A 24,483-nucleotide genomic window follows, 5' to 3' on the forward strand; every position below is an offset into this window, starting at 1 on the left:
TGCAAATTTTCAGGCTTTCTTTATTTTCTTCCAAGACGCGGCAGATTGCAAGACTTCTTTCGACATTTTCCCGCAAACTTCACAATACAATATGTTCCTTGTCAGGCGGCTGGGGTTTTGAAGAAAATTTTACCAAGGATAAACGCCTGACGGCGTCCTTTTGGCGCCGTGCATTTACCGAGAAATAGAAGACCTATTGTAGGCAACAACTTATAAAGTTTTATATTTTAAATAACGGTAATATTTCCCTGCCCCGCCTTCTGTTCTGAAGAGAGTTCGAGAGTCCTCTTCTAAAGAGAGGCCAAGCCGGATTCGATCTGCTGCAGCTCCTGCGCCAGAATCGCCCAGCGTTCCGCCGTATCACCCCCCTTCAGAAGCGATAACATGGCGATCTCCCGCTCTTTCAATTCCGCTGCTAGCTCCCGTGCCGCTGCGGCAAGCGCAGCAGAGGCCAGAGATTCATAATGCGCCAGCAGCGCAGGCTCAGCCTTCGCAGCCGCGGCCGCAATCGCTTCCTTCAATTGCGGCTCCACCGCCCGCCGCAGGACATCCCGGCCTCCGCCTTCGAAGAATGCCTTCGGCGACTTGAAGAGCGGCCACCACCGCTCCCAATCGGCTTCCGGCAGCGAAATTTCCAGCCGCCCGGGCGCAGGCCAGGAGCGTTCGTCCCAAGCCTTCCCTTCATAGGTCAGGCCGGAGTCTCCCAGCTCTTCCGCCATGGCATCCGCCGCAGACCGGACAAGTCTGCGGCCCGCCGACGAAAGTCGCAGCGTCGTCGCCCATAGCTCGGCCTCCAGCTCGCGGCCTGCGGTCCGCCACAATTCCCGTCCGCAGGCTGCGAATGTCTCTTTCATCGGCCCGGCATCGCTGCGCAGCAGGGACGGATGGAATGATTCCTGAAACATTCGCCCCAGCGCAAAGCCCAGCCGCTGGCGGACATGATAGAGCAGCTCCTCGCCCTCCCGCCTGATGTCGCGCAGCACCCGCTCATCCACAGCGAGCCGCTCCAGCGCCTTCTCCGCTGCCGCTCGCCGTTCCGCCATGCGTGTGGCTTCCGCTTCCCGCTCTGACTCGGCGGTTGACGCCATCTCCCGCCATTCCTCGGTCCGCTTCCGCACCGAAGCCAGGCTCTCCCGGGCAGATGCCAATGCAAGACCGGGAAGCTCCTGTCCGGCGAACCGCCACAGCTCATCCTCAAAATCGCTAAAGCCGGAGGATGGTCCCGGGTTAACCCCCGATTTCCGGGCCTCCAGCGCCAGGAGACTGGACAGCGCATACAGACGGGGCCGGCCGATGCCTGCGGTACGCAGATTCCCGGCTACATGCTCCAGCACCTGCTCCAGCTCCTCCCGGTTGTCCGCGAGATCGGATGCGTTGACGATAAAGAACATTTTATCAAGCTCCAAGCTCTCCCTGATCCGGCCAAGCTGCATAAGCAGTCCCCTGTCCGCTTTGGAGAACGCATGGTTGTAATACGTGACGAAGCAGATTGCGTCCGCTTCCTTCATATAGCTGAAGGTGACGCCGGTATGCCTCGCATGCAGCGAATCCGCTCCCGGCGTATCGACGAGCACGATTCCGCTGCGGGTAACCGGACTATCGTAGAAGAGATCGATGCTCCGCACGAAGCATGCTTTGCTTTCTTCCGCCACCAATTCCCGGTATTCCGGAAGCTCAACGGTCCGGACGGTTCCCAGATGCCGCTCCGCTTCCTTCCACCCTCTCGCCGCCGCCCGCAAGAATCCGGCATGCGGCAGTGAAGACGGGTGCACCCCCCGCTCCGGCAGCCGATTCACGGCTTCATCCCATGAGCTGTCATCCGGTTCTCCGAGCTGAAGCACGCTGAAGGAGTGGCGGAGATCATCCCAGAATTCCTCCCGGCTCTTCATGATGACCCTGGCTGTCCCGTGCCGATTCTGCCCTTCCGGCGCCAGAATCCGGTTCACCGCCGCGGTAGCGGGATGCGGCGACACGGGCAGCACCTCTTCGCCGAGCAGCGCATTGGCGAAGGAGGATTTGCCGGCGCTGAACGCTCCGAGCAGCGCCAGCGTGAACCGGCCGCCAGCCAGATCGGCGGACCGCGCCGACAGGCTGCGCGCCGCCGAGGCCATCGCCGGCTCGGCCGCAAGCCTGGCCGCCGCGCGCTCCAGCAGCCGCGCGGCTTCTCCCAGCCGGCGCCGTCCCTCCGCCGGCGCATGGCCGGCCGCCGCGGGACGGGCGGCCACCACCGGGTCCGCCGTCATCTGCGGCGGACCCGGCACCCGGACGGCGGCGCTGCGGGCCGCCCGGGGGTACGCGCTCACCTCCGGCAGCAGGCCGGGGGCGAGCGCGGGTCGCGGCGGCAGCAGCGCCGCGAATTCGGCCGCGCGGGCATGCTCCGCGCGGTCCAGCTCCGCCAGGGCGGCCGCGGCTGCGGCCCGCCGCCCGGCGGCGGCACGGCGCAGCGCCAGCTCTGCGCGGCGCTGCGCAAGCAGGGGCGGCAGCGAAGCCAGCTGCCGGTCTGCCGAGGCGAGAGCGGCCCTGCGGAAGCCGCTCCGAAGCTCAAGCGCCAGCCCCCGGCAGAACTGAAGATGGGCTTCTCCCTCAGTAGGCGTGCCCGGCTGGATTGCGCCGGACAGCCAGGCTGAATCCGCAAGAGGAAAGCTTTCCTTCATCAGGGCCTCCTCCTCGTCTCTCCACAGCTCCAGCGCTTCGCCCCATTCTCGAAGCAACTGAAGCACATGAATCTCAAGCTGTGAAGATAGCTGCCGCCGGAGAGCAGCTTCCAGTGCGGCCAAGCGGGCGACGCGCTCCCGGTCCTTCCTGGCTGCCGTCGTGAATAGACCGGTTCGAAAGCCTGGCGCGAGACTTTCGGCCAGACGGCTCACCAGATCTCGAATATCCGCCGTCATCAGGTTAGCGTTCTCAAGATGGACGTCCAACTTCTTCCGGAGTTCTCCCCGGGCTTCCTCCGGCAGCGAATCAAGCCGCCGCTCTTCCATCTCCAGTTCAGCGGCCTCCACGGCAGCAGATTGATTGCTTCCGCTATCCAGCTCCTCGAGAAGCCGCTCTCTTTCTTCAGACTGATCTTCACGAAGAGACTCCAGAGCTTCATCGGCTGTATGATGCATGGACTGCGAGAGGCTGTAAGCCAGCAGCTCCTCCCTGCGCTTCAGCAGATCACGAATCAGGAGAGGCAGATTTCCCCAGGCGCTGAACTCATGCTCTTGATCTTTCAAAGAAGTGAAGAGCAGACCCGCATAAGAAACGCCCCAGCTCTGGAAAGCGCTTTCCACTTGTGCGCGGTAAGCTTCAATGGGAATTTCGTTATGGCGATGCTTGTCGATCTGATTGACGATCAAATACAGCGGCTTGCCCCACTCGCTTAAATTTTTGGCAAACGCCAGGTTGTTCTCCGATTCGACATGATTGTAATCCATCACATAGAAGACGATGTCCGCCAGATGAAGCGCGGTCTCGGTAGCCCGCTGATGGCCTTCGTCAGTCGAGTCCACGCCCGGCGTATCCATCAGAACGCCGCTTCTTCCAAGCAGCGGAACATCCTCCCATACCTCAATCGAGCTGTATTCGCCTCCCAGGCGGCAATACTCCCTCATCTGTTCCGGGGACACAAGCAGCTCTTCTTCGGTGCCGCCTTCAAGACGTCTCCGGACATTGGCGCGAGGCGATCCACTGCGGATAGATACAATGTTGGCGCTTGTCGGAACCGGTCCAGACGGAAGCAGCTCCTTGCCGCACAACGCATTGATCATGCTCGATTTTCCTGCCGAAAAATGTCCGCAGAACGTAAAGGTCAGCTCGCCCATATTGGCTTTGAGCGCCAGCTCTTTAAAGACATGGGCTCGCGCCCTGTCTCCTTGCCGCTCCGCCAGAGAGTATAGCTCAACCAGCGTTCTTTCCATATCCCCTGAATCCTGCATGGGCATTCTCAACCGTTCCGGCCCCATTCGCAACCCACCTCAACTAATTAATCAATCAAGATGCTTTTTATTGCGATATATCAATTGTTATTATAATAATGGAATAATTTCATTTTATCACCGGATTGGCACAAATCAAAGTTCATATCGCCGATTTTCGTCAGGAAATAATGACATATTACATTGACTCCTTCCATAATATCGTTTTTTCCTTCGGAAACTGAAAAAACAGAGCTTTTCATTACCGTGACGGCAATGGGGCGGCTTGGAAGCTTGCATTCCACACTATTAACGAGCAAAGCCCGACCAGTCTACGGACCGGACGGGCTTTGACTTGCTTTTTGTCAGCTATGCTTGCTCACCTGATTACCTGTTACCTGCTCACCTGATCGTCTGCTCCCCTTGCTTCGCTTCACCTGGCTGGTTCCGGGCCTCTCTCCGCATACCAGGCAACAAGCTCACCGGACTTCAGCGGACGCGAGAAATAATACCCCTGAATCAGCGGGGCTTCCTTCATGGAATTGATAAATTCCATTTGGCCAGCGGTCTCAACACCCTCGATTACGACGTTCAGATTCAGCGAGTAGCATAGCGTAATGATTGCATCCAGCACGGCCGAATCCTTTTCAGAGACAGGAACGCCGTCAACAAAGGATTTGTCAATCTTGATGGTCGAAATCGGCATCTGCTTCAGATAGGACAAGGAGGACAGGCCTGTTCCGAAATCATCCAGCGCCACGGATAAACCGAGCTCCCTGAAGCGGGCAATGGCGGTAATCGCATTTTCGATATCTTCAATAACGCTCGTCTCGGTAATCTCCAGCTCGATATAGCGGGTTTCGATCCGGTATGCCGAAAGGTTGTCGTGAATCAGCTTAAGCAGCCGGGATGAGGTTACATAGGCGCCCGGAATATTAATGGATACATGGCCTACGGCAAAAGACTCCTGCCGCCATTTGGAAATCTGTCTGCACACTTCTTCAATCACCCAGTCGGTTACGTCGAAAATCTTACCGTTCTCCTCAAGGATCGGGATGAATACTCCCGGTGAAATCGGTCCGAATCGGGGATGCAGCCAGCGCAGCAGCGCTTCAACACCTGCAGCCTTTAGCGACTTGGAATCCACTTGAGGCTGATAGACCAGGAACAACTCATGCTCGGATATAGCCTTGCCTATGTCCTGAACAATTTGCCGTTCATAACTGTATGTGTGGATCTCCGGATTGTATTCAATAATTTCATGATTATATCGGGTTAAGGGATGCTGGAGGACTGCCATTGCATTGGATAGAAGTTCCCTGTTATCATTGCTGCTTGTATGGGAAAGCGAACATACCATCTCAATAGCCAATCGGTGATTTTCGATGGGGAGCGGTTTTTTAAAATGAGCCAATGTCCGTTCCATCGTCTTCTTCAAGGTCTCCCCCGAATCATGCGCCTCAACGACAGCAAAGCGGTTCTCCTCGATCCGATAAATTTGGGATGAAGCGGGTTTCATGCTCTGAATCACTTCCCCAATCGCTTTGATGATCATATCTCCAAAAGTATATCCATGCATGCTGATCCATTTTTCCACATTATGAATATGTACGATGGCAAGGCTGCGGGCGCTTTTCACCGAATTCAAATCCTGTTCGAGTTGTCTCTGGTTGGGCAGCAGAGTCAAGGCATCAAAAAAATGGAGCCGGTGTTCCACATACCTGTCCAGCAGGCTCGTCAGACCGGAAATCAGCAGCAGCAGCGAGACCCCAATCACGACTACCGTCGTGAGCAAAGTGATGTCCATCTGGTTCATTTGATGTAAATGGGTGCGCAAAGGCGTTTCCGTATAAAACACAACGGCGGACATACCGGTATAATGCATGCTCGTAATCGCAAGCCCCATCAAAATCGAAGTCAAGAGCTTGATCAGATGATCACCCATATACTTTTGCAGCGCCGAAAATACAAACAATGCCGCATATGATACTCCTACTGCAATGACAACCGACGTCAGGAAAATCCAAGGTCTGTATTTAAAACTTGCTTCCATCTTCATGGCGGCCATGCCGATATAATGCATGGATGAAATGCCCAGTCCCATGATCAAGCCGGCAACCGCTTTGGACCAATGACTGAAGCTTGGCCGGCCCGCAAAATAAGAAGCCAAATAGGATGCAAAGACCGCAGGAAAGACCGAAATCACGGTCAGGGACAAATCATAATTCATGTTGACCGGAAGCATAAACGCACTCATCCCCACAAAATGCATCGACCAGATCCCGAGACCCATGGCAACGGAAGACATCAAGAGCCAGAACGACTTGTGAAAGAAGCTGTTCTGCTGGATACGCTGGTTCATGGATAGCGCGGTATAGGCGGCGCAGCACGATATTACAACGGAGAGAATCACGAGAGAGATCGAGTATTCTCCGTGCAGGATTATCATGTCTTTGGGCAAAGAGAACATGGGCAGCAACCTTTTCTGATTGAGAATGTTGAGAAGAGTATCTGATGCAATTGCTCATATATATATCGGCAGATGTTCATCAAATTTTAAATAATCCCAAATTAAAGAAATACAAATAAAAAAAGAGCCTCCCTCAGGGAGACTCCTTCGTCCAGCCGCTTAGGCGCTTTCGAGCACCGGCAGCAAAATTTCGAATACTTTGCCATGCTGCAGAATCGTAAGTCCGCGGGACTTGTCCTTCATGACGACAACCTCGGGCTTCTGCGACATGCGCTCCAGATAATGCTCCGGAACGTCGCCGGAGTGACTGATCGTCACGCCTTCAACTTCCTGCTCTTCATTCTCTTCCATCGAACTGTCCACTACCCGGTCAAAAATATCCGAGAACAATTCAAAATTGTCGGTGTATACGGAAATGCACTTCATTTTACTATCCCATCCTCTTCTTTGTTTCTGACTCATTTCTCTCTGCCCGGACCTTACTTCTTAGATTGCCTGACTCGGGACGTTTTCATACGTTTCTTGCCTTCCCGGCATACATCGAGCAGCGGGCAGACCTGGCATTTCGGATTCTGGGCTTTGCAATGATATCTCCCGAAAAAAATGAGCCGGTGATGCGTCAGCGTCCATTCGTCCTTCGGGACCGCCTTCATCAGCTTCTTCTCCACTTCAAGGACTGAATCGTTCCAGCCTGCCAGACCGAGGCGCTTCGAAACCCGTTCGACATGCGTGTCAACGGCGATCGCCGGGACGCCAAAAGCGTTCGATACAACTACATTCGCCGTCTTGCGGCCGACTCCGGGAAGCGTCACGAGCTGATCGTGAGCCTGCGGCACCTCGCCTCCGTATTGCTCGATCAGAATGGCGCATAAGCTGCGGATATGCTTGGCCTTGTTGCGGTACAGCCCGATCCGGCGAATATCCTGCTCCAGCTCCTCGAGAGGAACGGACAGGTAATCCTGCGGCGACTTGTACTTGCGGAACAGGTCCTCGGTGACCTTGTTCACCGTCGCATCCGTGCACTGGGCAGACAGCAGAACCGCAATCGTCAGCTCAAACGCGTTGCTGTGGTTCAGCTCGCATTGCGCATCAGGGAACATATCGCCGATTGTGTCCAGAATATGTCGGACATCCGAAATCTTCATAGGTGTACCTCACACATCACTATCGTCCGGTATAAGCAGCGGCACCTTACGCATCGCATCGCATGAAAGTCCGGCAAAGTATGTATTATAGCCGATGGTGCCTTTCAATACAAGGCGGCGGTCATTCCGTTCTTCTCTTGCGCTTATAAAAAACCGTCCCGGCGCATGACAGAAGCCATGCGTCAAGACGGATTCTCTTGGAGGCAAGCCGCCGTTCCTTACTGCTTCACTATTTCAACAATGACATTGTTTTTGAAATATACTGTAAGTTTATCATTTTCTTTGAGAGATTGCACGGATAATGTCGTGTCGCCTTGGTGAATGTATACATTTGGCGAGAGGCTGAACTGATAGGCTTCATCAACTGTCGACCGCTTGAAGCTCGCCAGATTATTGACCGAATCGTAGCTGGAGAAGCTCTTGGACTGGGCCGGAAGAACGGAAGCAATCGTAGTTCCGTCTGCATCCTTCCGAATTTCCACACGCTCAGACAGCGAAAGACTGCCAAGCCCGGTGTTCACCGTGCCGCTGCGGTCGATTTTGACACCTCCGGATACATTAAAGGTCTGTGAGGCGCCGGCGAAATCCTTAATCGTAAGCGTACCCGCAGCAGCATCAATCCCCGTCACCTGCCCCATCTTCTGGGATACGGTCTGTAAGGCCAGCAGCTTATTTCCCAAGAAGCTGGCGTTGATATAATCTCCCGCTTTAAGTGCGGTAAGATTGGCTGATGCTCCGTTCTCGTCCGTTACGGAGATGCCCGCAGCGTTTAGCTCATCGGTGTAGCTTCCCCATTTCACGCCAAGCTTATAGGCCGCTGCATTGACCGAGGTCAACTGCAGCTGAAGCTTCTGAATCTTCTTGACAACCGATATGTCAACCTGCCCATTGGTCAAGAGCGCGGTTACGGAATCTCCTACGGCAAGATTGTTCAGGGAAGGACTCTTCAAGCCGAACACTTCCACTGATGCCGGATCATACAGCTTCAGACTCTGGCCGCTCGACGTCTTCAGTGTGAAGTACCTTCCCGTAGGACTGATGTCTTGAATCGTTCCCTCGTAGCTTGAGACAATTTTGACGGTTAGAGCACGGTCACCGATCGCAATGACATTCAGCTTCTTGCCCTGCAGCAGCTGACCGCCAAACACCGTAAGCGACGGCTTGCTTCCGTCAAAGCTGACTACATCAGTATCCTTGCTCAGCTTGACCACATGGGCTCCGCCGGAAATGTCGGTCAGCGTCAGCATGCCTGTGTTAGAATCATAGCTTACTACGGAAGAACTGATATATTGGTCGTATTGGTGATTCAGCACATTGATTTTGGTCACCTGATCGCTGCTGTTCAGCGTCAGTTCCACTTTATCCCCGCCAACCGCATCCGCGACCAGATCTTCGGCTGTCGGCGCCAAAATACCGGGAATCGCAATAACGGGGCTGTCGGCTAACAGCTTAACCGCCCGCTTGCCATCAGCCGTCTTGTAGACGATGGTGGAATCCCCGATTTCCTGCAAAGTGCCTGTAACCGTGCGGTCCACTGCGCCGGTTACTTCGATCGACTGGATCACGCTGTTCTTGATCGTATAATTGACGGCCGAGCCTGACTTCAGGTCAGAAGCGGCCAGCTTTGTATTCTGATACCAGAACTGGGAATGATCATCATAGGAGTAGCTTTCTTCAGAGCCTGTGCTTCCGGTGAAGACAACCGTCTTGGCGGACGTATCGATGCTCTTCAACGTGCCGGAGGCCGTCTTGTTGACAACGCCCGAGGTGACCTGCACCTTCAAAATCTTGCGCTGTGAAGTATACGTCTCCCGCATGATAGTAACGGTGCTGTCTTCGGTAATGGTTGCAGGATCAATTGTGCTGCCGCCTTTATCCGTAAATGCGGTCTGACTGTCAAACGCATATTCGGGATAACCGTCGGCCGTCTTCAGCCACAGCTTCCCTCCGGACGCAGACAAGCGGGCGAAAGTTCCCTGAATGTTCTCAACCTGAGGCTTCGCGTCAGTCAATTCTACATAGGATGCTGTTCCGTTCTTCCCAATTAAGGTTACTTTGGAGTAGAGCGGAATATCCGTTGCCTTGATCGCGGTTTCCGAAGTGCTCGTGAATACGCCGGTTGACGCACCGAGCGAATACACGGCATTGGTCACTCCTCCGAACACGGTAATGCTGCCGCTGCCAATAGCCGTGACAATCCCGCTGGTCGTGTTGGCATATACAGCCTGGGATTGGGTTTCAGCCCGGCTTAGGAAGGTCGCCAGCTGGGCGCGGGTAACTTCTCCTTGCGGATTGAACAGGTTTCCGCTGAGGCCATTGGTAAGGCCGAGATCGATCGCGGCGTTTATGTACCCCCGCTTGTCCGCAGAAATTTTGGAGTCATCGGCGAAGCCTGAAGGCTCGCTTGCCGCAGCCTGGGCGTCAGAAGTCTTGCCGAGCGCGCGAACAAGCAATTCGGCGACCCATTCGCGGGTTGCCTTGCGGCTTCCCCAAGCGGTCTTGGAATTATCGGATGCCGACTCGGTTACCTTGTCGAGCAGATTGTTCTGGAAAGCGAGCACCACATAAGGTTTGTAGTAGTTGGAGACTTCAATGCCGGATGGCAGCGCTGTTGCCGTACTGCTAATCTGACCGTCAAGCTGCATGAAGCGCAGCGCCATCAAAACCGCTTCTTGCTGGGTAACGGAATCGCCGGGACGGAACAACCCGTTATTTCCAATGATGATCCCTTGGGCTGCGAGCTTGTAAATATGCTTCTCCGCCCAGAAGCCGGTTGTGATATCGCTGAAGGCTCCCGTTACGGAAGCGGATGTCACGCCTGCCGTGGCGGAAGTCGATCCAGCAGTGTCCGCATATACGGCCCCCGCTCCGCCAAATGCCAGTGAAGCCGCCAAAAGAGCGGAAACGGTGCGTTTATAGCCTTTATGATTGCGATTCAAATGATGATTGCTGTTGATAGACAAAACTCGAGATTCCCCTCTCTGCTTGAAATAAACCGGAGCCTATACATCATTCGACACATAGGCTCCCTGTTCCTTCCATTCTTAATCTGCCATGTTGTCCCGGGTCATCGGATGAAGCAGATCCGCATGCCCCATCAGACTCTCGACCTTCTGGCCATCAACCAGCAGTTCAATGCTGTTGACCTCCGGGAACTGAAACAGCGTCTTGGTCAGTGCGCTGAGTGCGAATGATTCGCCGCCGGCTCCAAGCTGGGCTTCATCCGGTTTATGAATGTCCATCACAATTTGGCCGTTCTCGAACTTCAGCGATTTCAGCTCCATTTTGCCCCATAGCGAAATCAGATCTCCGCTGCCGCTGTTCTGGAGCGCTTTGAAAGCTTCCGTGTATTTGTCGTCACCTTTGGTGAAAGAGATCGGCGCCTTGGACTCCTTCAGCACCGTCATCTGCTGATCGGTATAATAGACGCTGATGGTCTGGGTCTGCTTCTCCTCCGCAGGAGCGCTCGCAGAAGGAACGGCGCTCTCGGAAGGAGATGCCGTGGCGGAAGCCGGAGCCGGAGAAGGGGAAGTCTCGCCTTCGGACGGCTGGAGAGATGGAGATGCCGACGCGCTGGCTGCCGGCTCCTCCGAGCTATCCGCCCCGCTGACAACCGTCGGTGTCGAAATGCCTCCTTCATCCGGCGCAGCTGCAGGCTTGTCACCGCAGCCTCCCAGCACAAGAAGAAGGGCCGACGCTATGCCGATAACCCCTATTTTTTTATTCAACATATTTAACGCCTCCCTGTTTGAATTATCAATTTCCATACGATCACTGTCCCAAGAACAACAGACCGGACCGCAAAGCATCTCTATCCCTTGCGGGCGTAAAGCCTGGCTTTGCGGCACCGGTCTGCCGCATGGTCAACTAAAGACCAAGATACTCTTTGACGCCGCTGACAATCGCCTCCGCTACTCTTTGCTGCAGAGCTTCGGTGAACAGGAGGGACTCGTCCTTTTTGTTGCTGAGATAGCCGACTTCAAGCAGAATCGCCGGCATTTTCGTCTCGCGGATGACGTGGAAGTTGCCGTACTGAACGCCGCGGTCGTTCAACCCGGTCGCCTGGACCAAATATTTGTGCATAACCTTTGCAAAAGCCTTGCTCTCATCCCGCTTGTAATAAGTCTCGGTGCCGCTTGCCACGGAGGTAGAGCTGCTGTTGGCATGTACGGAAATGAATAAATCCGCATTCAGATTGTTCGCGATTGCCACCCGTTCACTCAGCTCAAGGAACGTGTCGTCGCTTCGCGTCAGCACGACATCAATATTGTTCTCCTTCTTCAGGAGTTCCGCCGCCTTGAGGACGACAGCCAGATTAAAGTTCTTCTCATATTTGCCGGTAATGCCGATGGCTCCGGAGTCTTTGGCTCCGTGTCCCGCGTCAAGAACGATCACCTTTTTGCCTCCGCTGCCTGGAAGAGGTGCCGTGTTCGTGGGATCGGTAGATGTTCCGGCATTCACAGAGGCAAGACCGCCGGTGGCGTTCAAATCTACTATGGCAAGCTTGGAGCCGGTATCATTGGTCACGCTGTAGCCGAAGTCTTTCTTGTCGTTAAGTTGAATGACAAAACGCACCGTGTACGGGCTGCTGGAATACAAGGAGTAACGGATCTCTTTGACGTCTGGATATCCGGTAGCATCCAATGTCCCGTACTTCGCGGGATCAAGTGTCTGGCCGCTTCCGAAAGCGTCCGAGAAGTTAGCATTCGGGATGTCGACCACAATCCGGCTTGGGTTATTCAGTACACTCAATTTTGGTTCCGCACTTCCATCCAGCGCAATCATCAGCACATTGTTGTTGAAGCTTATACCGTTGACCATGGTCAGATTGCCGGTGGACGTATCCCCCGGTGTAGTAGTTCCTGACCCGCCCGAGGTGCCGCCGGTTTGCGAGGAATCTCCTCCACTAGGTGGCTGCGGCGTAGTAATCGTTACGGTCTTCGCCGTGTTGTCCCATGCGACCTGAAGTCCGAACTGTTCGGAGATGAACCGGATCGGAACAAGCGAAGTATCGCTTCTCAGGATCGGGGCCTGCGTTAGGGTTACCGTCTTGTCGTTAACGGATGCCGAATTTTGGCCAACCGTCAGCTTGATGGTCGTATCACCCTGGACGATGGTAACCAGCTTGGACGTCTGGTTCCAATCCACTTTGTACCCGAGATTCTCCGCGATCATCCGCAAAGGCACCATGACGGTCCCGTTCACATTCTCGACAGGAACGCTCTGCCCTGCGGTGATCTCTTTGCCGTCGAGGAAGATCTTGTTGTTTCCAGAAGCGGCGTGTCCATGTTCAGGCATCACGAGTACGAACAATAGCACCAGCAGCATAAAACTAAGTCTCTTCATTCTTCACCTCAAAAATCTAGTATTCCGCCCTGGACCGGCGTTCTTGATGGCAGCCTTCGACGACCTTTGACAATGGTTAGACGTCTTCCGCACTCAAAAGTTGCGAATGTTTTCCAATCCGCCGCTCCCGGTGCGAAAGCGCCTTTACGTTCTTATCGGCTTAAAGGCCCAGATATTCAAGGATGCCTGCGGCGATTTCCCGTGCAAGCGAATCCTGGAAATCGGTGGAATACAGCTTCGCCGCCTCGGAGACATTGGACAGATAACCCGCTTCCAGGAGAACTGCGGGCATGCTCGTCTCCCGGGTAACATGCAGGCTTTTGGTCCGGATGCCATTGTCCTTAAGTCCGGTGCCAGCAACCAGATGCTTGTGCATCACCCTTGCCAGAGGAAGACTCTCGCTCCTTGAATAATACGTTTCGCTTCCGTTAACCTGATTCCAGTTCTTGGCTGAGGTCGGCATGGCGTTGGCATGCACCGATACGAACACATCTGCGCCCGCCGCCTCAGCGATGTTGACCCGGTCCTGCAGTGACAGCGTTACGTCCTGCGTTCGGGTATAGACGACATCCACTCTTCCGTCGTTCTGCAGCAAGGCTCCGACTCTCTGGATGACAGCCAAATTAAAGTCCTTCTCCTTGCGGCCGGCCGCGCTGGTCGTGCCCGGCTGGGTTCCTCCATGACCGGCGTCCAGCACTACTACCGGGCGGCCGTTACCCGTAGAACCTCCGCTCGTTCCTGTGCCCAGGCTGACCGTGATAAGTCCCGTTCCTGCATCCACAGTGAGCTGATAGGCAAGCCTTTCCGTAGTGCTGATCTCGAAGCGCACGGACGAAGGATTACCTGCGACCGTAGAGTAGCTGATGCCTGAAATAAGCGGATATCCTGTCGTGTTCAGTGTTCCGGACGCCAGACCGCCGGCTAAATCAGGTGCTATCATGCTGGACGGCAGTTCCACTACAATCCGGTTTGGATTGTCCAGCGAAGTAACAGCAGGCTGTACGCTGCCGTTCACAGCAATCATTAATTGATTGGCTTCGAACGCGGCGCCTTTGACCTGCACAGCGGCTGTACCCGGTATTCCGGCCGACGGCGTGGGCGTCGGTGAAGCCTGTGGAGATGATGAGGCCGGTGTTGCAGATGGAGAAGGCGTAGCGGATGGTGAAGGCGTTGCAGATGCCGCCTGGGATGCCGATGGCTGCGGTGCTTGGGAAGCCGGAGCTGCAGACGGCATTGCTATAGGATTGGCGGACAAATAGACGGTCTTCTCCCCGTTATCCCAGCCAACAGACAAACCGAACTGTTCGCTCACGAACCGTATGGGAACGAGGACCGTTCCACCGGTCTGCTTGGGGGCTGCGTTTAAATTCAGCGTAACGCCGTCGGCGTCCGCCAGCTTGCTTCCTACAGTAAGCTGAATCGTCTTGAAATCCTGCGAAATCGTTACCTTATGTACCTTTTGATCCCACTTTACTTGATAGCCCAAGCTTTCGGACACGACGCGGATCGGAATCATAACGCTCCCGTTCACGTTCTCCGGCGCTGCTCCCGAGGGAAGTGTCAGTTCCTGGTTATCCAGCACGATTTTCCCCTTAACCGCCGCTGCGCTGCTTTCTCCGGTCCACCCCGTCCATATTAGCAGGGGCAGCAGCAGTGACATCACGATCAGACAAGCCTTCCTCATTCCTCTCTCCCCTTACTCCCTGTTTTGGAACCGCTGCAATCATTATTTTGACGAAGAATACGGAAAAAAGTTACAGTTATCACGTGAATAATTTCGTTTTTTTTCGGATTGCTGCTTCTAACCCCTCATTCTGCTATTATATCAAAAAAACTTCCATTTCCGGTGTCGGAAATGGAAGTTTTGTGTAAAATTTGCTAGATGAACCTGCCTTGACAATCAGCTTCTGTCAGGCGAACTGCTTCGCGGCTTTCTTGGCTTCATATGCGGCGATCTGTTCCTCATGCTGGAGTGTCAGACCGATATCATCGAGGCCTTGAAGCAGGAACTGTCTGCGATGCTCGTCGAGATCAAATGCGATGTTCAGGCCGTTACCGTCCGTAATCGTCTTGTTCTCCAGATCCACCGTCAGTTTGTAGCCATCATTAGCAGCAGTGCGCTGGAACAGGTCCTCGACCTGCTCTTCCGAAAGCTTGATCGGCAGAATACCGTTCTTGAAACAGTTGTTGTAGAAAATATCCGCGAAGGACGGCGCGATAATTACCTTGAAGCCGTAGTCCAGAATGGCCCAAGGAGCGTGTTCTCTGGAGGAGCCGCAGCCGAAATTCGCTCTGGAAATCAGAATGGACGATCCCTGGAAACGGTCCTGGTTCAGCGAGAACGAAGGATTGTCGTTGCCTTCCTCGTCAAAACGCCATTCGAAGAACAGGAATTGTCCGAATCCCGTGCGTTCGATCCGTTTGAGGAACTGCTTCGGAATGATGGCGTCCGTATCCACGTTGACCCGGTCCACAGGTCCGACTAACCCTGTTAATTTCTTGAAAGCTTCCATCTATATAACCCTCCTGATTGTTCTCGAATTCTTAAGAGCTGACAGCTTCCGTCTTGAAGTTCCAGTCGCGCACGTCCGTGAAGTGTCCCTTGATTGCAGCCGCAGCCGCCATTTCAGGCGATACGAGATGCGTGCGGCCGCCGCGTCCCTGGCGTCCTTCAAAGTTGCGGTTGGAAGTCGAGGCGCAGCGCTCTCCAGGCTGCAGAATGTCCGGGTTCATTGCCAGACACATACTGCATCCCGCTTCACGCCACTCGAAGCCTGCTTCGGTAAAGATCCGGTCCAGCCCTTCTGACTCGGCCAGTTTCTTCACTCGTCCCGAACCCGGAACGACGATCGCCGTTACCTTTCCGGAAACCTTGTGGCCCTTGGCAACCTTGGCGGCGGCGCGCAGGTCCTCAATACGGCCGTTCGTGCAGGAGCCGATAAAGACATAATCAATCTCGATTTCGGAAATCGGGGTGCCCGGCGTCAGATCCATGTATTCCAGCGCTTTCTCGGCAGCCTTGCGTTCATTATCCGTAGTAAAATCAGCAGGGTTCGGCACGGTGGACGTAATGTCGGTGCCCATGCCAGGGCTTGTGCCCCAGGTTACCTGCGGAATGAGAGACTCCACATCGAACTCAACAATGGTATCGAACTCGGCTCCCTCATCGGTGACAAGACTCTTCCAGTCCTCGACAGCAGCGTCGAAGGCGGATCCTTGCGGAACGTATTGGCGTCCGCGCAGATATTCGAAGGTTGTCTCGTCCGGAGCGATCATGCCGGCTCTTGCTCCGGCTTCGATGGACATGTTGCAGACCGTCATGCGTTCTTCCATCGTAAGATCGGTGATGGACTGCCCGGTGTATTCAATAACGTAGCCGGTCGCGAAGTCCGTACCATACTTGGCGATCAGGCCGAGAATCATATCCTTGGCGGTAACGCCGGGAGCGCGGTTGCCAACGAAGCGGACTTCCATTGTCTTCGCTTTGGCCTGCTGGAGACACTGAGTGGCGAGAACATGCTCCACTTCGCTTGTTCCGATACCGAACGCAAGCGCACCGAAAGCGCCGTGAGTCGAAGTGTGGCTGTCGCCGCATACGATCGTCTTGCCCGGATGGGTCAGGCCTAGCTCCGGTCCCATTACGTGAACAACGCCGTTGTCCAGATCTTCCAAGCCGAACAGCTTGACGCCGAAGTCGGCGCAGTTATTCGACAGCGTGTCGATCTGCTGTTTGGAAATCGGGTCCTTGATATTGAAACGGTCCGTAGTCGGAACGTTGTGGTCCATCGTTGCGAAAGTCAGTTCGGGACGGCGCACCTGGCGGCCGCTTAACCGAAGTCCTTCAAATGCTTGAGGCGATGTTACCTCGTGTACCAAATGCAGGTCGATATATAGAATGCTAGGCTTGCCTTCTTCCTGGTAGATTACATGATTGTCCCAGATTTTCTCGAACATTGTCTTCTTGCCCATGATTTCACCTCGTCATAGATTACTTCATATACCCTTTGAATGATATAAATATAACATGGGTCTCTTTATTACACCAAGATATAAAAGCTATAATACTTATAGGCCGTAATTATAAACGATGCCGACCTTCTCACAAGCATATCGTTTATCCTCATTCAATTAGGTTACTCTTATAAGAGATATTATAAAGGGGCAGGGATCATGGAATTCAGACAACTGCAGTACGTGCTGCAAATCGCAAGCGAACGGAATTTCTCGCGGGCGGCCGAGAAGCTTCATATTGCACAGCCTTCGCTCAGCCAGCAGCTTGCCAAGTTGGAGAAAGAGCTGGGCGTCATGCTGTTCCAGCGGAATACCAGCGCGGTTGAGCTTACGCATGCGGGGGTGAAATTTGTGGAGCAGGCCCAAACCATCATCAATGCGGTGGAGCTTCTGCGGCAGGAAATGACCGACATCTCCGAGCTAAGAAGCGGCCGAGTCGTCGTCGGCAGCATGGCGATAACGGGAGCCCATCTGCTGCCATATGTGCTGCCGGTATTCAAGAGCAAGTATCCGAGTATTGAAATCGCGCTGCTCGAAGACTCCTCCCTGAATTTGGAGAAGCTGACCGCCAGCGGACAGAGCGATCTCAGCCTTCTGTCGCTTCCGCTAGAAATACCGACACTGGATTATAAGGTTCTGGGAGAGGAACGGATCGATCTGGCAGTCCCTCCGGAGCATCGGCTCGCCTTCAGGGCCGAAACCGGAACACGGACTTCTATAGGGGAACTGAAGAATGAAGCTTTTATTGTGCTGAAAGAAGGCCAGGGCTTCCGTAAGATTACAATGGATCTGTGCCGGGATGCCGGATTCGAGCCATCCGTCGTGTTTGAGAGCAATAATATGGAGACGGTGCAATCGCTTGTTGCAGCGGGCATGGGCGTCACGCTCGTTCCCCGGTTTATTTCCAGAGCCCCGCGCAGCGAGTTCGTTCCTGTCTACCTCCCACTGGCCGAGCCCGCTCCGAGCCGCACGCTCGTCATCGCTTACCGCAAGGGGCGTTATTTATCAAAGGCTGCCGAAGCCTTTATTGATACCTTCCAGTCAATGGTTGCCGATCTGGCCCGTGAATAGAATTTAGAGCAAGAACGGGATCTCAGGCGAATATAGGATTTTCAGACAAAAAGTTTCAGACAAAAATCGGATCTCAGGCAAAAAAACCGTCCTTCTGCTGTATTAGCAAAGGACGGTCTGCTTCATATCTCCTGTTCGCTTAATCCTGGCGATTATGGACGGCAGTCATGTGGTTTTGCATATCCGGCACCCTGCCTGTCTCCTCACTGACCGGACCTCTGCGCTTCGGTATTCCTGTCTTGTCCTCGATAAAATCGCGCATGATCTCCGTCTGCTGCTCCAGCTCCTCGCGGTGTTGTTCCAGCTGTTTATCCTCTGTCATTAAGAATCCACCTCCTGATCACGGACTCCCCCTATTTTTACCCGATTGGAGCAAGAATAACCTGCCGGAACGAAGCGGTTTTGCGTCATATGGGGTGGAACTGACTTGGCAAACCTGCCTTCGCATGGTATTCTAGTTGTCAAATAGGAAAACGTGTTGACGGGACCAGTAAGAGCGCATCAAGCTGCGACAGAGAGTAAATTCCGACAGGCTGAAAGAATTTACCGCGGCCGGCGATCTGAACCCTACCCCCGAACGGCCTGCCCTGCAGGACGAAACCCTCTCGTTACGAGGTTTAAGTCGGATGATCCCTCATCAATGAAGGTGGTACCGCGGAAGTGAACCCAAGCTTTCGTCCTTTGCTCAGTCTTAGGATGGAAGCTTTTTTTGCTGTTATATACCGATAGAAATAGGAAGTGAAACAGATGACCACACGTTTAGTTGTCAAAATCGGCAGCAGCTCCCTGACTTCGGCGGAAGGCGGGCTGAACCATGAGTCGGTAGCCTACTTCGCCTCGGAAATCGCTCACCTCCGCCGCAGCGGCTGTGAAGTTCTGCTTGTAACTTCCGGAGCGGTTGCAGCAGGCTTCCGGAGCATCGGTTATCAGGTTCGTCCCAAGCTGCTGCACGAGAAGCAGGCGGCGGCGGCCGTCGGACAGGCGCTCCTGATGCAGGCTTACCAGGAGGCGTTCTCCAGCCACGGACTGACTGCCGCCCAGATTCTGCTGACACGCACCGACTTCCGGAGCAGGCGGGCAATGAACAACGCCGTGATGACGGTCGAGGAGCTTCTGCGTCAAGGTGTCATTCCGATCTTCAACGAGAACGATACCGTGTCCGTCGACGAGCTGAAATTCGGCGACAATGACACGCTGTCGGCGCTGGTCGCCAATCTTCTTAAAGCCTCACGGCTAATCGTTATTACCGATATCGACGGCCTGTACAGCAGCGATCCCCGGCATAACCCGGATGCCGAACGCTACCGGCTCGTTGAAGAGATCACGCCAGAGATATATGCCATTGCGGGCGGAGCCGGAACAGCCGTAGGCACTGGCGGCATGCGATCCAAGATCGACGCCGCCAAAATCGCCACCCGGGGCGGCGTGCCCGTCTTCATCGGACGGGTCATCGAATCCGGGGATCTGCTTCTTGCAGCACAGGGCGAGGGTAAAGGCACCTACTTCGCCACCACCCTCTCCTCCATGCCCGTCAAGAAGCAGTGGCTCGGCTTTATGTCCACCCCGCTCGGCTCGCTGATTGTCGACGCCGGTGCGGAAGAAGCTCTGGTTCACGGCGGGCACAGCCTGCTTCCTGTAGGCGTGAAAGAGGTGCAGGGCAGCTTTCACGCCGGCGACGTCGTGGAAGTGCTTGGGCCCGAGGGCAAGCTTCTGGGCCGCGGAATCGTGAACTATGACGACACCCAGCTCCGCGGCATCCTGGGGCTTCCCGGCAAGGAAGTTTTCGAGCGTCTTGGCGAGGAAATCCACCGGCTCGAGGTTATACATCGGGATGAATGGATTACGCTGGCTTGAACGCCGCCGGATATCAGAAGGCAGATACCGGATGGAATGATGAAAAGGGGGAACGATGATGAGTGAAGTCGTTGCGAAAGCGGAGCTTGCCAAGAGTGTGGTCACCGCGCTCGGCAAGCTGACTACTGCGCAGAAGAACGAAGCGCTGCTGACCATGGCCGATGCGCTGCAGCAAAATGCAGACGCCATTATTGCAGCCAATGCAAAGGATCTGGAACGCGGAAAAGAGAACGGTACACCGGAATCCATGCTCGACCGGCTGGCGCTGAACGCCGCCCGGATTGAAGCCATTGCCGAAGGACTCCGTCAGATTGTAGCTCTTCCCGATCCCGTAGGCGACACGCTGGAGACGCTGGAACGTCCAAACGGCCTGATCATTGAGAAGATCAGGGTTCCGCTCGGCGTCATCGGCATTATTTACGAAGCCCGCCCGAATGTAACGGTCGACGCCGCCGGACTATGCCTGAAGACAGGCAATGCCGTCGTCCTTCGCGGTGGCTCAGCCGCTCTATACACCAACCGCCAAATCGTCGAGGTGCTGCATGCCGCTCTTGCAGAGACCAACATGCCGCCCGAAGCGCTCCAACTGATCGAGGATCCAAACCGCGCTTCGGTTGATGAAATGCTGAAGCTGAATGGACTGCTCGATGTGATCATTCCGCGCGGCGGAAGCTCGCTTATCCAGAACGTCGTCCGGAATGCGACTGTTCCGGTTATCGAGACTGGAGCCGGAATCTGCCACACTTATGTGGATGAAGGCGCCGACCCTGCTATGGCGGAAGCAATCGCGCTCAACGCCAAGGCGCAGCGTCCTTCGGTCTGCAATTCGATGGAGACGCTGCTTGTTCATCGCACGTTCGCCGGTGAGCATCTGCCTGCCCTGGGAGAAGCCTTCAGGGACGCAAGAGTCGAGCTTCGTGGCTGCAACCGTACCCGTACTCTCATTCCGTGGGCGCTGCCTGTGACCGAGGAGAATTTTGCTACGGAATATAACGATTATATTCTTAATGTCAAAGTAGTCGACGATATTGACGAAGCGCTGGAGCATATTGCCAAATACGGCACGAAGCATTCCGAATGCATCGTAACGGAGAACGAAGAGAATGCCGAGCGGTTTCAGGATGATGTGGATGCTGCCGCCGTCTACCATAACGCCTCCACTCGCTTTACCGACGGCTTCGAATTCGGCTTCGGCGCAGAGATCGGGATCAGCACCCAGAAGCTGCATGCGCGCGGACCGATGGGCCTGCCGGCGCTGACCTCAGTCAAATACAAAATCTACGGGAACGGACAAATCCGGAAATAATTTTTATCCGATAGGGGGAAATCCAGACCATGTGTCAACAAACTGCCAAACCGCTTATTCAGGACCAGATCGTCTTTCACGGCGCAGGCTCGATGTCAGAAGCCATCGTTCGCGGCCTGATCGCACGCTCCGTCGTCCATGCGGATCATATCGTCATGCTGAACCGCAGCAACAGCGAACGTCTAGCCGAGCTTCGATCCAGATACGGCGTTACCGGCAGCAACGATCCGGCTCAGAAGGACGACTATCTGGCTTCCGCCCCGATTATCGTGCTAGCCATGAAGCCCAAAGATGCGGCCGCGGCGCTTCGTGCGCTTGGGCCGATCCTCAAGGATAACCAGCTTATTGTCTCGGTCATTGCGGGGCTGTCCATCCGCACGATTCAGGGACTGCTCGGCCGGAAGCAGCCGGTTGTACGCACCATGCCGAACACCTCCAGTTCCATTGGCCTCGGAGCAACGGGAATCGCCTTCTCGAAGGAAGTGTCCGAGGAGCAGCGCCGGCTTTCGCTCAACATCTTCGAGGCGGTCGGCATCACCGCCGTAATCGATGAAGAGCGCATGGAGACGCTGACCGGAATTTCCGGCAGCGGTCCGGCTTACATCTATTACATGATGGAAGCCATGATCGCCGCCGGAATCCGGGGCGGACTGACCAAGGAACAAAGCGCCGAGCTGACGATCCAGACGGTCCTTGGGGCAGCCCGGATGGTACAGCAGACTGGCGAAGAGCCTGCCGCCCTGCGCAAGAAAGTAACCTCGCCCGGCGGCTCGACGCAGGCTGCGCTGGAAGTGCTCGATAAAGGCAACTTCTTCGAAACCATCATTGCGGCGGTAAGCCGCTGCGCTGAACGGTCCCGTGAAATGGGCGCAGCGCTCGATCAAGAGCTTGCGAAGGACAAGGAAACCGAAGAGAGTTGATTGCTCTTGTTAAGGCATACATCAAAAAAGCAGCTTCCGGGAATCATCCCGAAAGCTGCTTTTTTATTATGTGCCGGACTTCCGGCTATGCGCCGTTCTTCCAGCTATGCACCAGTCTTCTGGCTAGCGCCGGTCGTCCGGCCAATATGGCCGCCGATACCGCCAGAGCCGGTTCAGCTTCCCCCACGGAACCGCTGGGAGTACGCTTTGACATCCTGGGCATTTTTCACCCGGTTACGGCTCCATTCCAGCAAGATGCGGTCGATATAACGGAAGTAGACCTTGCCCGCAAATACCGATTCCTTCAATGCAAGCCGGATCAATTCCTCCGGATACCGGTCCTGGTCCAGCCAGCCCGCAATCGTCTCGAATTCCATCGGGGACAGCGGGCGTCCGAATTCCCGTTCGAACACGACGAACAGACTGGGTGTCTCCTCTTCCGCCGGGTCGATCCCCTTGCCGGCTGTGGCAGCCGCAGCGCCGTTCTTGGGCTGCATAGCGGCTCTTCCCGCCGACTGTCCCGACTTGCCATTCTCCGCAGACCCCGCAGCCCGCTGATCAGCCAGGTACTGACCCAGCTTATCGTACAGCACCGAGAAGTCGTACCGTTCATAATGCAGCCCGAGTCCGTCATCGCTGCCCGCCTCAATCCGCAGAAAGCCTTCTTTGATCAGCTTCTGCAGCTCGCCGGCAATCGCGGAGGCGCTCCGGCCGGTCACGGCCTGAAGCTCCTCCAGCGATGGAAATTCCTTGCCCTCCACCTGACGGAAGGAGAGCAGATGAATGAGCAGCAGCGTCTCGCTGCCGGTCAGATTCAGCTTCCTGTAAAAGGTAAGCAGCGCGTAGGGAATTACAGCCATTCCGCTCTGCAGCCCGAAGGACAGGCCGTGAGCCCAGCCGTTTCCTTCTCTGCTGTCCATAAGCGGCTCCTCGCTTTCGTATACTTGATATTAAGGATAGAGACGGTACAGTGTCCGCGGGAACGGAATCGTCTCCCGCACATGGTCAAGACCGCAGATCCACGCGACCGTCCGCTCCAGCCCAAGGCCAAATCCGGAATGCGGTACGGAGCCGTAGGTGCGAAGGTCCATGTACCATTTGTACGTCTCCAGAGACAGCTCATGCTCCTTGAAACGTTCTTCCAGAAGCTCCGGATCGTCGATGCGCTGCGAGCCCCCGATAATTTCGCCGTAGCCTTCCGGCGCAATCATATCCGCGCAGAGCACAACCTCCGGACGGTTCGGGTCCGGCTTCATGTAGAAAGCCTTGATGCCCGCCGGATAGTGGGTAATGAAGACCGGCTTGTCGTACTCCTCCGCAATCGCGGTTTCATGCGGCGCACCGAAGTCCTCGCCCCACGGAATATCGAAGCCCTTGCTGTGCAGGAACTCGATCGCATCGTCATACGTAATCCGCGGGAACGGCGCCTTGATATTCTCCAGCTTCGAGACGTCGCGGCCGACGGCTTCAAGCTCCACGCGGCAGTTCTTAAGCACGGATTGCACGACATGGCTGATGAATTCCTCCTGGACGCGGAGGCTCTCCTCATGCTCGGTGAACGCCATTTCCGGCTCGATCATCCAGAACTCGATCAGATGGCGGCGCGTCTTCGACTTCTCAGCCCGGAAGGTCGGACCGAAGGAATACACGCGTCCGAGCGCCATCGCTGCGGCTTCCATGTAGAGCTGGCCGCTCTGGGTCAGATAAGCGTCCTCTTCGAAATATTTGGTATGGAACAGATTGGTTGTCCCTTCAGCGGATGTCGGAGTCAGAATCGGAGGATCGACCAGCGTGAAGCCGTTTATGTCAAAATACTCCTGAACCGCCCGGATGATCTCCGCCCTGATCACCAGAATCGCCCGCTGTTTGGAGGAACGGAGCCACAGATGACGGTGATCCATCAGGAAATCGACGCCATGCTCCTTCGGGGTAATCGGATAGTTCTCGGTCAGATGCAAAATCTCGATGCCTGTAACGGTCATTTCATAACCTGACTGGCTTCTCGGCTCCTCGCGGATGATCCCGGTTACATATAAGGAGCTCTCCTGAGTCAGACTTTTCGCCGCATCCCAGACCTCCTCCGGAACCTCCGATTTCACAACAACACCCTGAATGTAACCGGTGCCGTCCCGAAGCTGCAGGAACTGGATTTTACCGCTGGAACGCTTGTTGTTCACCCAGCTGCCGATGACGACGCTTTCGCCGACATGATCCTTTACGCCTCTGATCACTGTTTTGTTAGCCATGCCCTCAATCTCTCCTCTGTAAAATGCGGTGATAAGCCTGTATCAGACCTCAGATCCGGTGACCGGACTATTCCAACAATAAACGTCTGGCGGCGTCTTAAACAACGACGGGCGTTTACCAGGAATACTAGGCCTGTTATGAAGCGGAAGCTTAAACCTTATTATATTCCGAAAAATTCCACAGCCAAAGGCCGAAGGCCTTTGGCTGTTAATTT

Annotated in this window: 17 protein-coding genes; 4 read left to right on the top strand and 13 right to left on the bottom strand. The window is 55.1% G+C overall.

Translation table 11 applies throughout. The features are described 5' to 3' along the window. Nucleotides 1–290: 290 nt before the first annotated feature. The 10 genes from PSTEL_RS26365 to leuC form a co-directional block, all read right to left on the bottom strand. Nucleotides 291–3,902: a dynamin family protein gene (locus tag PSTEL_RS26365; RefSeq protein WP_169744590.1), complete on the bottom strand. Its 3,612-nt coding sequence runs from the start codon at nucleotides 3,900–3,902 to the stop codon at nucleotides 291–293. Between the two features lie 430 nt (nucleotides 3,903–4,332). Continuing rightward, entirely contained in the window at nucleotides 4,333–6,348 is a 2,016-nt protein-coding gene (locus PSTEL_RS16500; RefSeq protein ID WP_169744591.1) for a putative bifunctional diguanylate cyclase/phosphodiesterase, read from the bottom strand. A 180-nt stretch (nucleotides 6,349–6,528) separates the two neighbouring features. Beyond that, complete coding sequence (locus PSTEL_RS16505) at nucleotides 6,529–6,795, bottom strand: hypothetical protein (protein ID WP_038696958.1); 267 nt, start codon at nucleotides 6,793–6,795, stop codon at nucleotides 6,529–6,531. A 53-nt stretch (nucleotides 6,796–6,848) separates the two neighbouring features. Further along, nucleotides 6,849–7,514: an endonuclease III gene (nth, locus tag PSTEL_RS16510; protein ID WP_038696960.1), complete on the bottom strand. Its 666-nt coding sequence runs from the start codon at nucleotides 7,512–7,514 to the stop codon at nucleotides 6,849–6,851. A 218-nt stretch (nucleotides 7,515–7,732) separates the two neighbouring features. Continuing rightward, nucleotides 7,733–10,477, bottom strand: a complete 2,745-nt coding sequence (locus tag PSTEL_RS16515) for an S-layer homology domain-containing protein (RefSeq protein WP_052098582.1) — start codon at nucleotides 10,475–10,477, stop codon at nucleotides 7,733–7,735. Between the two features lie 81 nt (nucleotides 10,478–10,558). Then, a complete protein-coding gene (locus tag PSTEL_RS16520; RefSeq protein ID WP_245624973.1) occupies nucleotides 10,559–11,245 on the bottom strand; it encodes a GerMN domain-containing protein in 687 nt (228 codons plus the stop codon). A 136-nt stretch (nucleotides 11,246–11,381) separates the two neighbouring features. Then, nucleotides 11,382–12,860 (bottom strand): N-acetylmuramoyl-L-alanine amidase family protein, encoded by a 1,479-nt coding sequence (locus PSTEL_RS16525; RefSeq protein ID WP_038696962.1) that lies wholly within the window; start codon nucleotides 12,858–12,860, stop codon nucleotides 11,382–11,384. A gap of 160 nt (nucleotides 12,861–13,020) precedes the next feature. Beyond that, nucleotides 13,021–14,544, bottom strand: a complete 1,524-nt coding sequence (locus PSTEL_RS16530; protein WP_038696964.1) for an N-acetylmuramoyl-L-alanine amidase — start codon at nucleotides 14,542–14,544, stop codon at nucleotides 13,021–13,023. A gap of 226 nt (nucleotides 14,545–14,770) precedes the next feature. Then, nucleotides 14,771–15,373, bottom strand: a complete 603-nt coding sequence (gene leuD / locus PSTEL_RS16535) for a 3-isopropylmalate dehydratase small subunit (protein WP_038696966.1) — start codon at nucleotides 15,371–15,373, stop codon at nucleotides 14,771–14,773. Between the two features lie 31 nt (nucleotides 15,374–15,404). After that, complete coding sequence (gene leuC / locus PSTEL_RS16540) at nucleotides 15,405–16,829, bottom strand: 3-isopropylmalate dehydratase large subunit (RefSeq protein ID WP_038696968.1); 1,425 nt, start codon at nucleotides 16,827–16,829, stop codon at nucleotides 15,405–15,407. Nucleotides 16,830–17,030: 201 nt separating this feature from the next. Here leuC and PSTEL_RS16545 point away from each other — a divergent pair, with 201 nt between their 5' ends. Further along, nucleotides 17,031–17,942: a LysR family transcriptional regulator gene (locus PSTEL_RS16545; RefSeq protein WP_038696970.1), complete on the top strand. Its 912-nt coding sequence runs from the start codon at nucleotides 17,031–17,033 to the stop codon at nucleotides 17,940–17,942. Nucleotides 17,943–18,081: 139 nt separating this feature from the next. Here the strand turns inward: PSTEL_RS16545 and PSTEL_RS16550 are convergent, their stop codons facing one another. Then, nucleotides 18,082–18,264 carry a hypothetical protein gene (locus PSTEL_RS16550; RefSeq protein ID WP_038696972.1) on the bottom strand — a complete coding sequence of 61 codons (183 nt, stop codon included), beginning with the start codon at nucleotides 18,262–18,264 and terminating at the stop codon, nucleotides 18,082–18,084. Nucleotides 18,265–18,689: 425 nt separating this feature from the next. Here PSTEL_RS16550 and proB point away from each other — a divergent pair, with 425 nt between their 5' ends. The 3 genes from proB to proC are packed head-to-tail and all read left to right on the top strand — an operon-like array spanning nucleotide 18,690 to nucleotide 22,022. Next, nucleotides 18,690–19,796: a glutamate 5-kinase gene (gene proB / locus PSTEL_RS16555; RefSeq protein WP_038696974.1), complete on the top strand. Its 1,107-nt coding sequence runs from the start codon at nucleotides 18,690–18,692 to the stop codon at nucleotides 19,794–19,796. 58 nt (nucleotides 19,797–19,854) lie between these two features. After that, nucleotides 19,855–21,102 (top strand): glutamate-5-semialdehyde dehydrogenase, encoded by a 1,248-nt coding sequence (locus PSTEL_RS16560; RefSeq protein WP_038696976.1) that lies wholly within the window; start codon nucleotides 19,855–19,857, stop codon nucleotides 21,100–21,102. A gap of 29 nt (nucleotides 21,103–21,131) precedes the next feature. Continuing rightward, nucleotides 21,132–22,022: a pyrroline-5-carboxylate reductase gene (gene proC, locus PSTEL_RS16565; RefSeq protein WP_038696978.1), complete on the top strand. Its 891-nt coding sequence runs from the start codon at nucleotides 21,132–21,134 to the stop codon at nucleotides 22,020–22,022. Between the two features lie 173 nt (nucleotides 22,023–22,195). Here the strand turns inward: proC and PSTEL_RS16570 are convergent, their stop codons facing one another. Together PSTEL_RS16570 and asnS are read right to left on the bottom strand one after the other, a co-directional pair. Next, nucleotides 22,196–22,942 (bottom strand): DnaD domain protein, encoded by a 747-nt coding sequence (locus PSTEL_RS16570; protein ID WP_038696980.1) that lies wholly within the window; start codon nucleotides 22,940–22,942, stop codon nucleotides 22,196–22,198. Between the two features lie 30 nt (nucleotides 22,943–22,972). Next, the gene (gene asnS, locus PSTEL_RS16575; protein WP_038696981.1) at nucleotides 22,973–24,268 is read right to left on the bottom strand and encodes an asparagine--tRNA ligase; all 1,296 of its coding nucleotides are present in this window, start codon (nucleotides 24,266–24,268) and stop codon (nucleotides 22,973–22,975) included. Nucleotides 24,269–24,483: the final 215 nt, after the last annotated feature.

Source organism: Paenibacillus stellifer (genome assembly GCF_000758685.1).
GTDB lineage: Bacteria > Bacillota > Bacilli > Paenibacillales > Paenibacillaceae > Paenibacillus_AQ > Paenibacillus_AQ stellifer.

Excerpts from the sequence above, each read along its gene's own strand:
- PSTEL_RS26365 (WP_169744590.1), bottom strand. The coding sequence starts at position 3,902 with ATGGAAAGAACGCTGGTTGAGCTATACTCTCTGGCGGAGCGGCAAGGA.
- PSTEL_RS16505 (WP_038696958.1), bottom strand. The coding sequence starts at position 6,795 with ATGAAGTGCATTTCCGTATACACCGACAATTTTGAATTGTTCTCGGAT.
- PSTEL_RS16560 (WP_038696976.1), top strand. The coding sequence starts at position 19,855 with ATGAGTGAAGTCGTTGCGAAAGCGGAGCTTGCCAAGAGTGTGGTCACC.
- PSTEL_RS16570 (WP_038696980.1), bottom strand. The coding sequence starts at position 22,942 with ATGGACAGCAGAGAAGGAAACGGCTGGGCTCACGGCCTGTCCTTCGGG.
- PSTEL_RS16545 (WP_038696970.1), top strand. The coding sequence starts at position 17,031 with ATGGAATTCAGACAACTGCAGTACGTGCTGCAAATCGCAAGCGAACGG.
- leuC (WP_038696968.1), bottom strand. The coding sequence starts at position 16,829 with ATGGGCAAGAAGACAATGTTCGAGAAAATCTGGGACAATCATGTAATC.
- PSTEL_RS16520 (WP_245624973.1), bottom strand. The coding sequence starts at position 11,245 with ATGTTGAATAAAAAAATAGGGGTTATCGGCATAGCGTCGGCCCTTCTT.
- PSTEL_RS16500 (WP_169744591.1), bottom strand. The coding sequence starts at position 6,348 with ATGATAATCCTGCACGGAGAATACTCGATCTCTCTCGTGATTCTCTCC.
- PSTEL_RS16530 (WP_038696964.1), bottom strand. The coding sequence starts at position 14,544 with ATGAGGAAGGCTTGTCTGATCGTGATGTCACTGCTGCTGCCCCTGCTA.
- nth (WP_038696960.1), bottom strand. The coding sequence starts at position 7,514 with ATGAAGATTTCGGATGTCCGACATATTCTGGACACAATCGGCGATATG.
- leuD (WP_038696966.1), bottom strand. The coding sequence starts at position 15,373 with ATGGAAGCTTTCAAGAAATTAACAGGGTTAGTCGGACCTGTGGACCGG.
- asnS (WP_038696981.1), bottom strand. The coding sequence starts at position 24,268 with ATGGCTAACAAAACAGTGATCAGAGGCGTAAAGGATCATGTCGGCGAA.
- proC (WP_038696978.1), top strand. The coding sequence starts at position 21,132 with ATGTGTCAACAAACTGCCAAACCGCTTATTCAGGACCAGATCGTCTTT.
- PSTEL_RS16525 (WP_038696962.1), bottom strand. The coding sequence starts at position 12,860 with ATGAAGAGACTTAGTTTTATGCTGCTGGTGCTATTGTTCGTACTCGTG.
- proB (WP_038696974.1), top strand. The coding sequence starts at position 18,690 with ATGACCACACGTTTAGTTGTCAAAATCGGCAGCAGCTCCCTGACTTCG.
- PSTEL_RS16550 (WP_038696972.1), bottom strand. The coding sequence starts at position 18,264 with ATGACAGAGGATAAACAGCTGGAACAACACCGCGAGGAGCTGGAGCAG.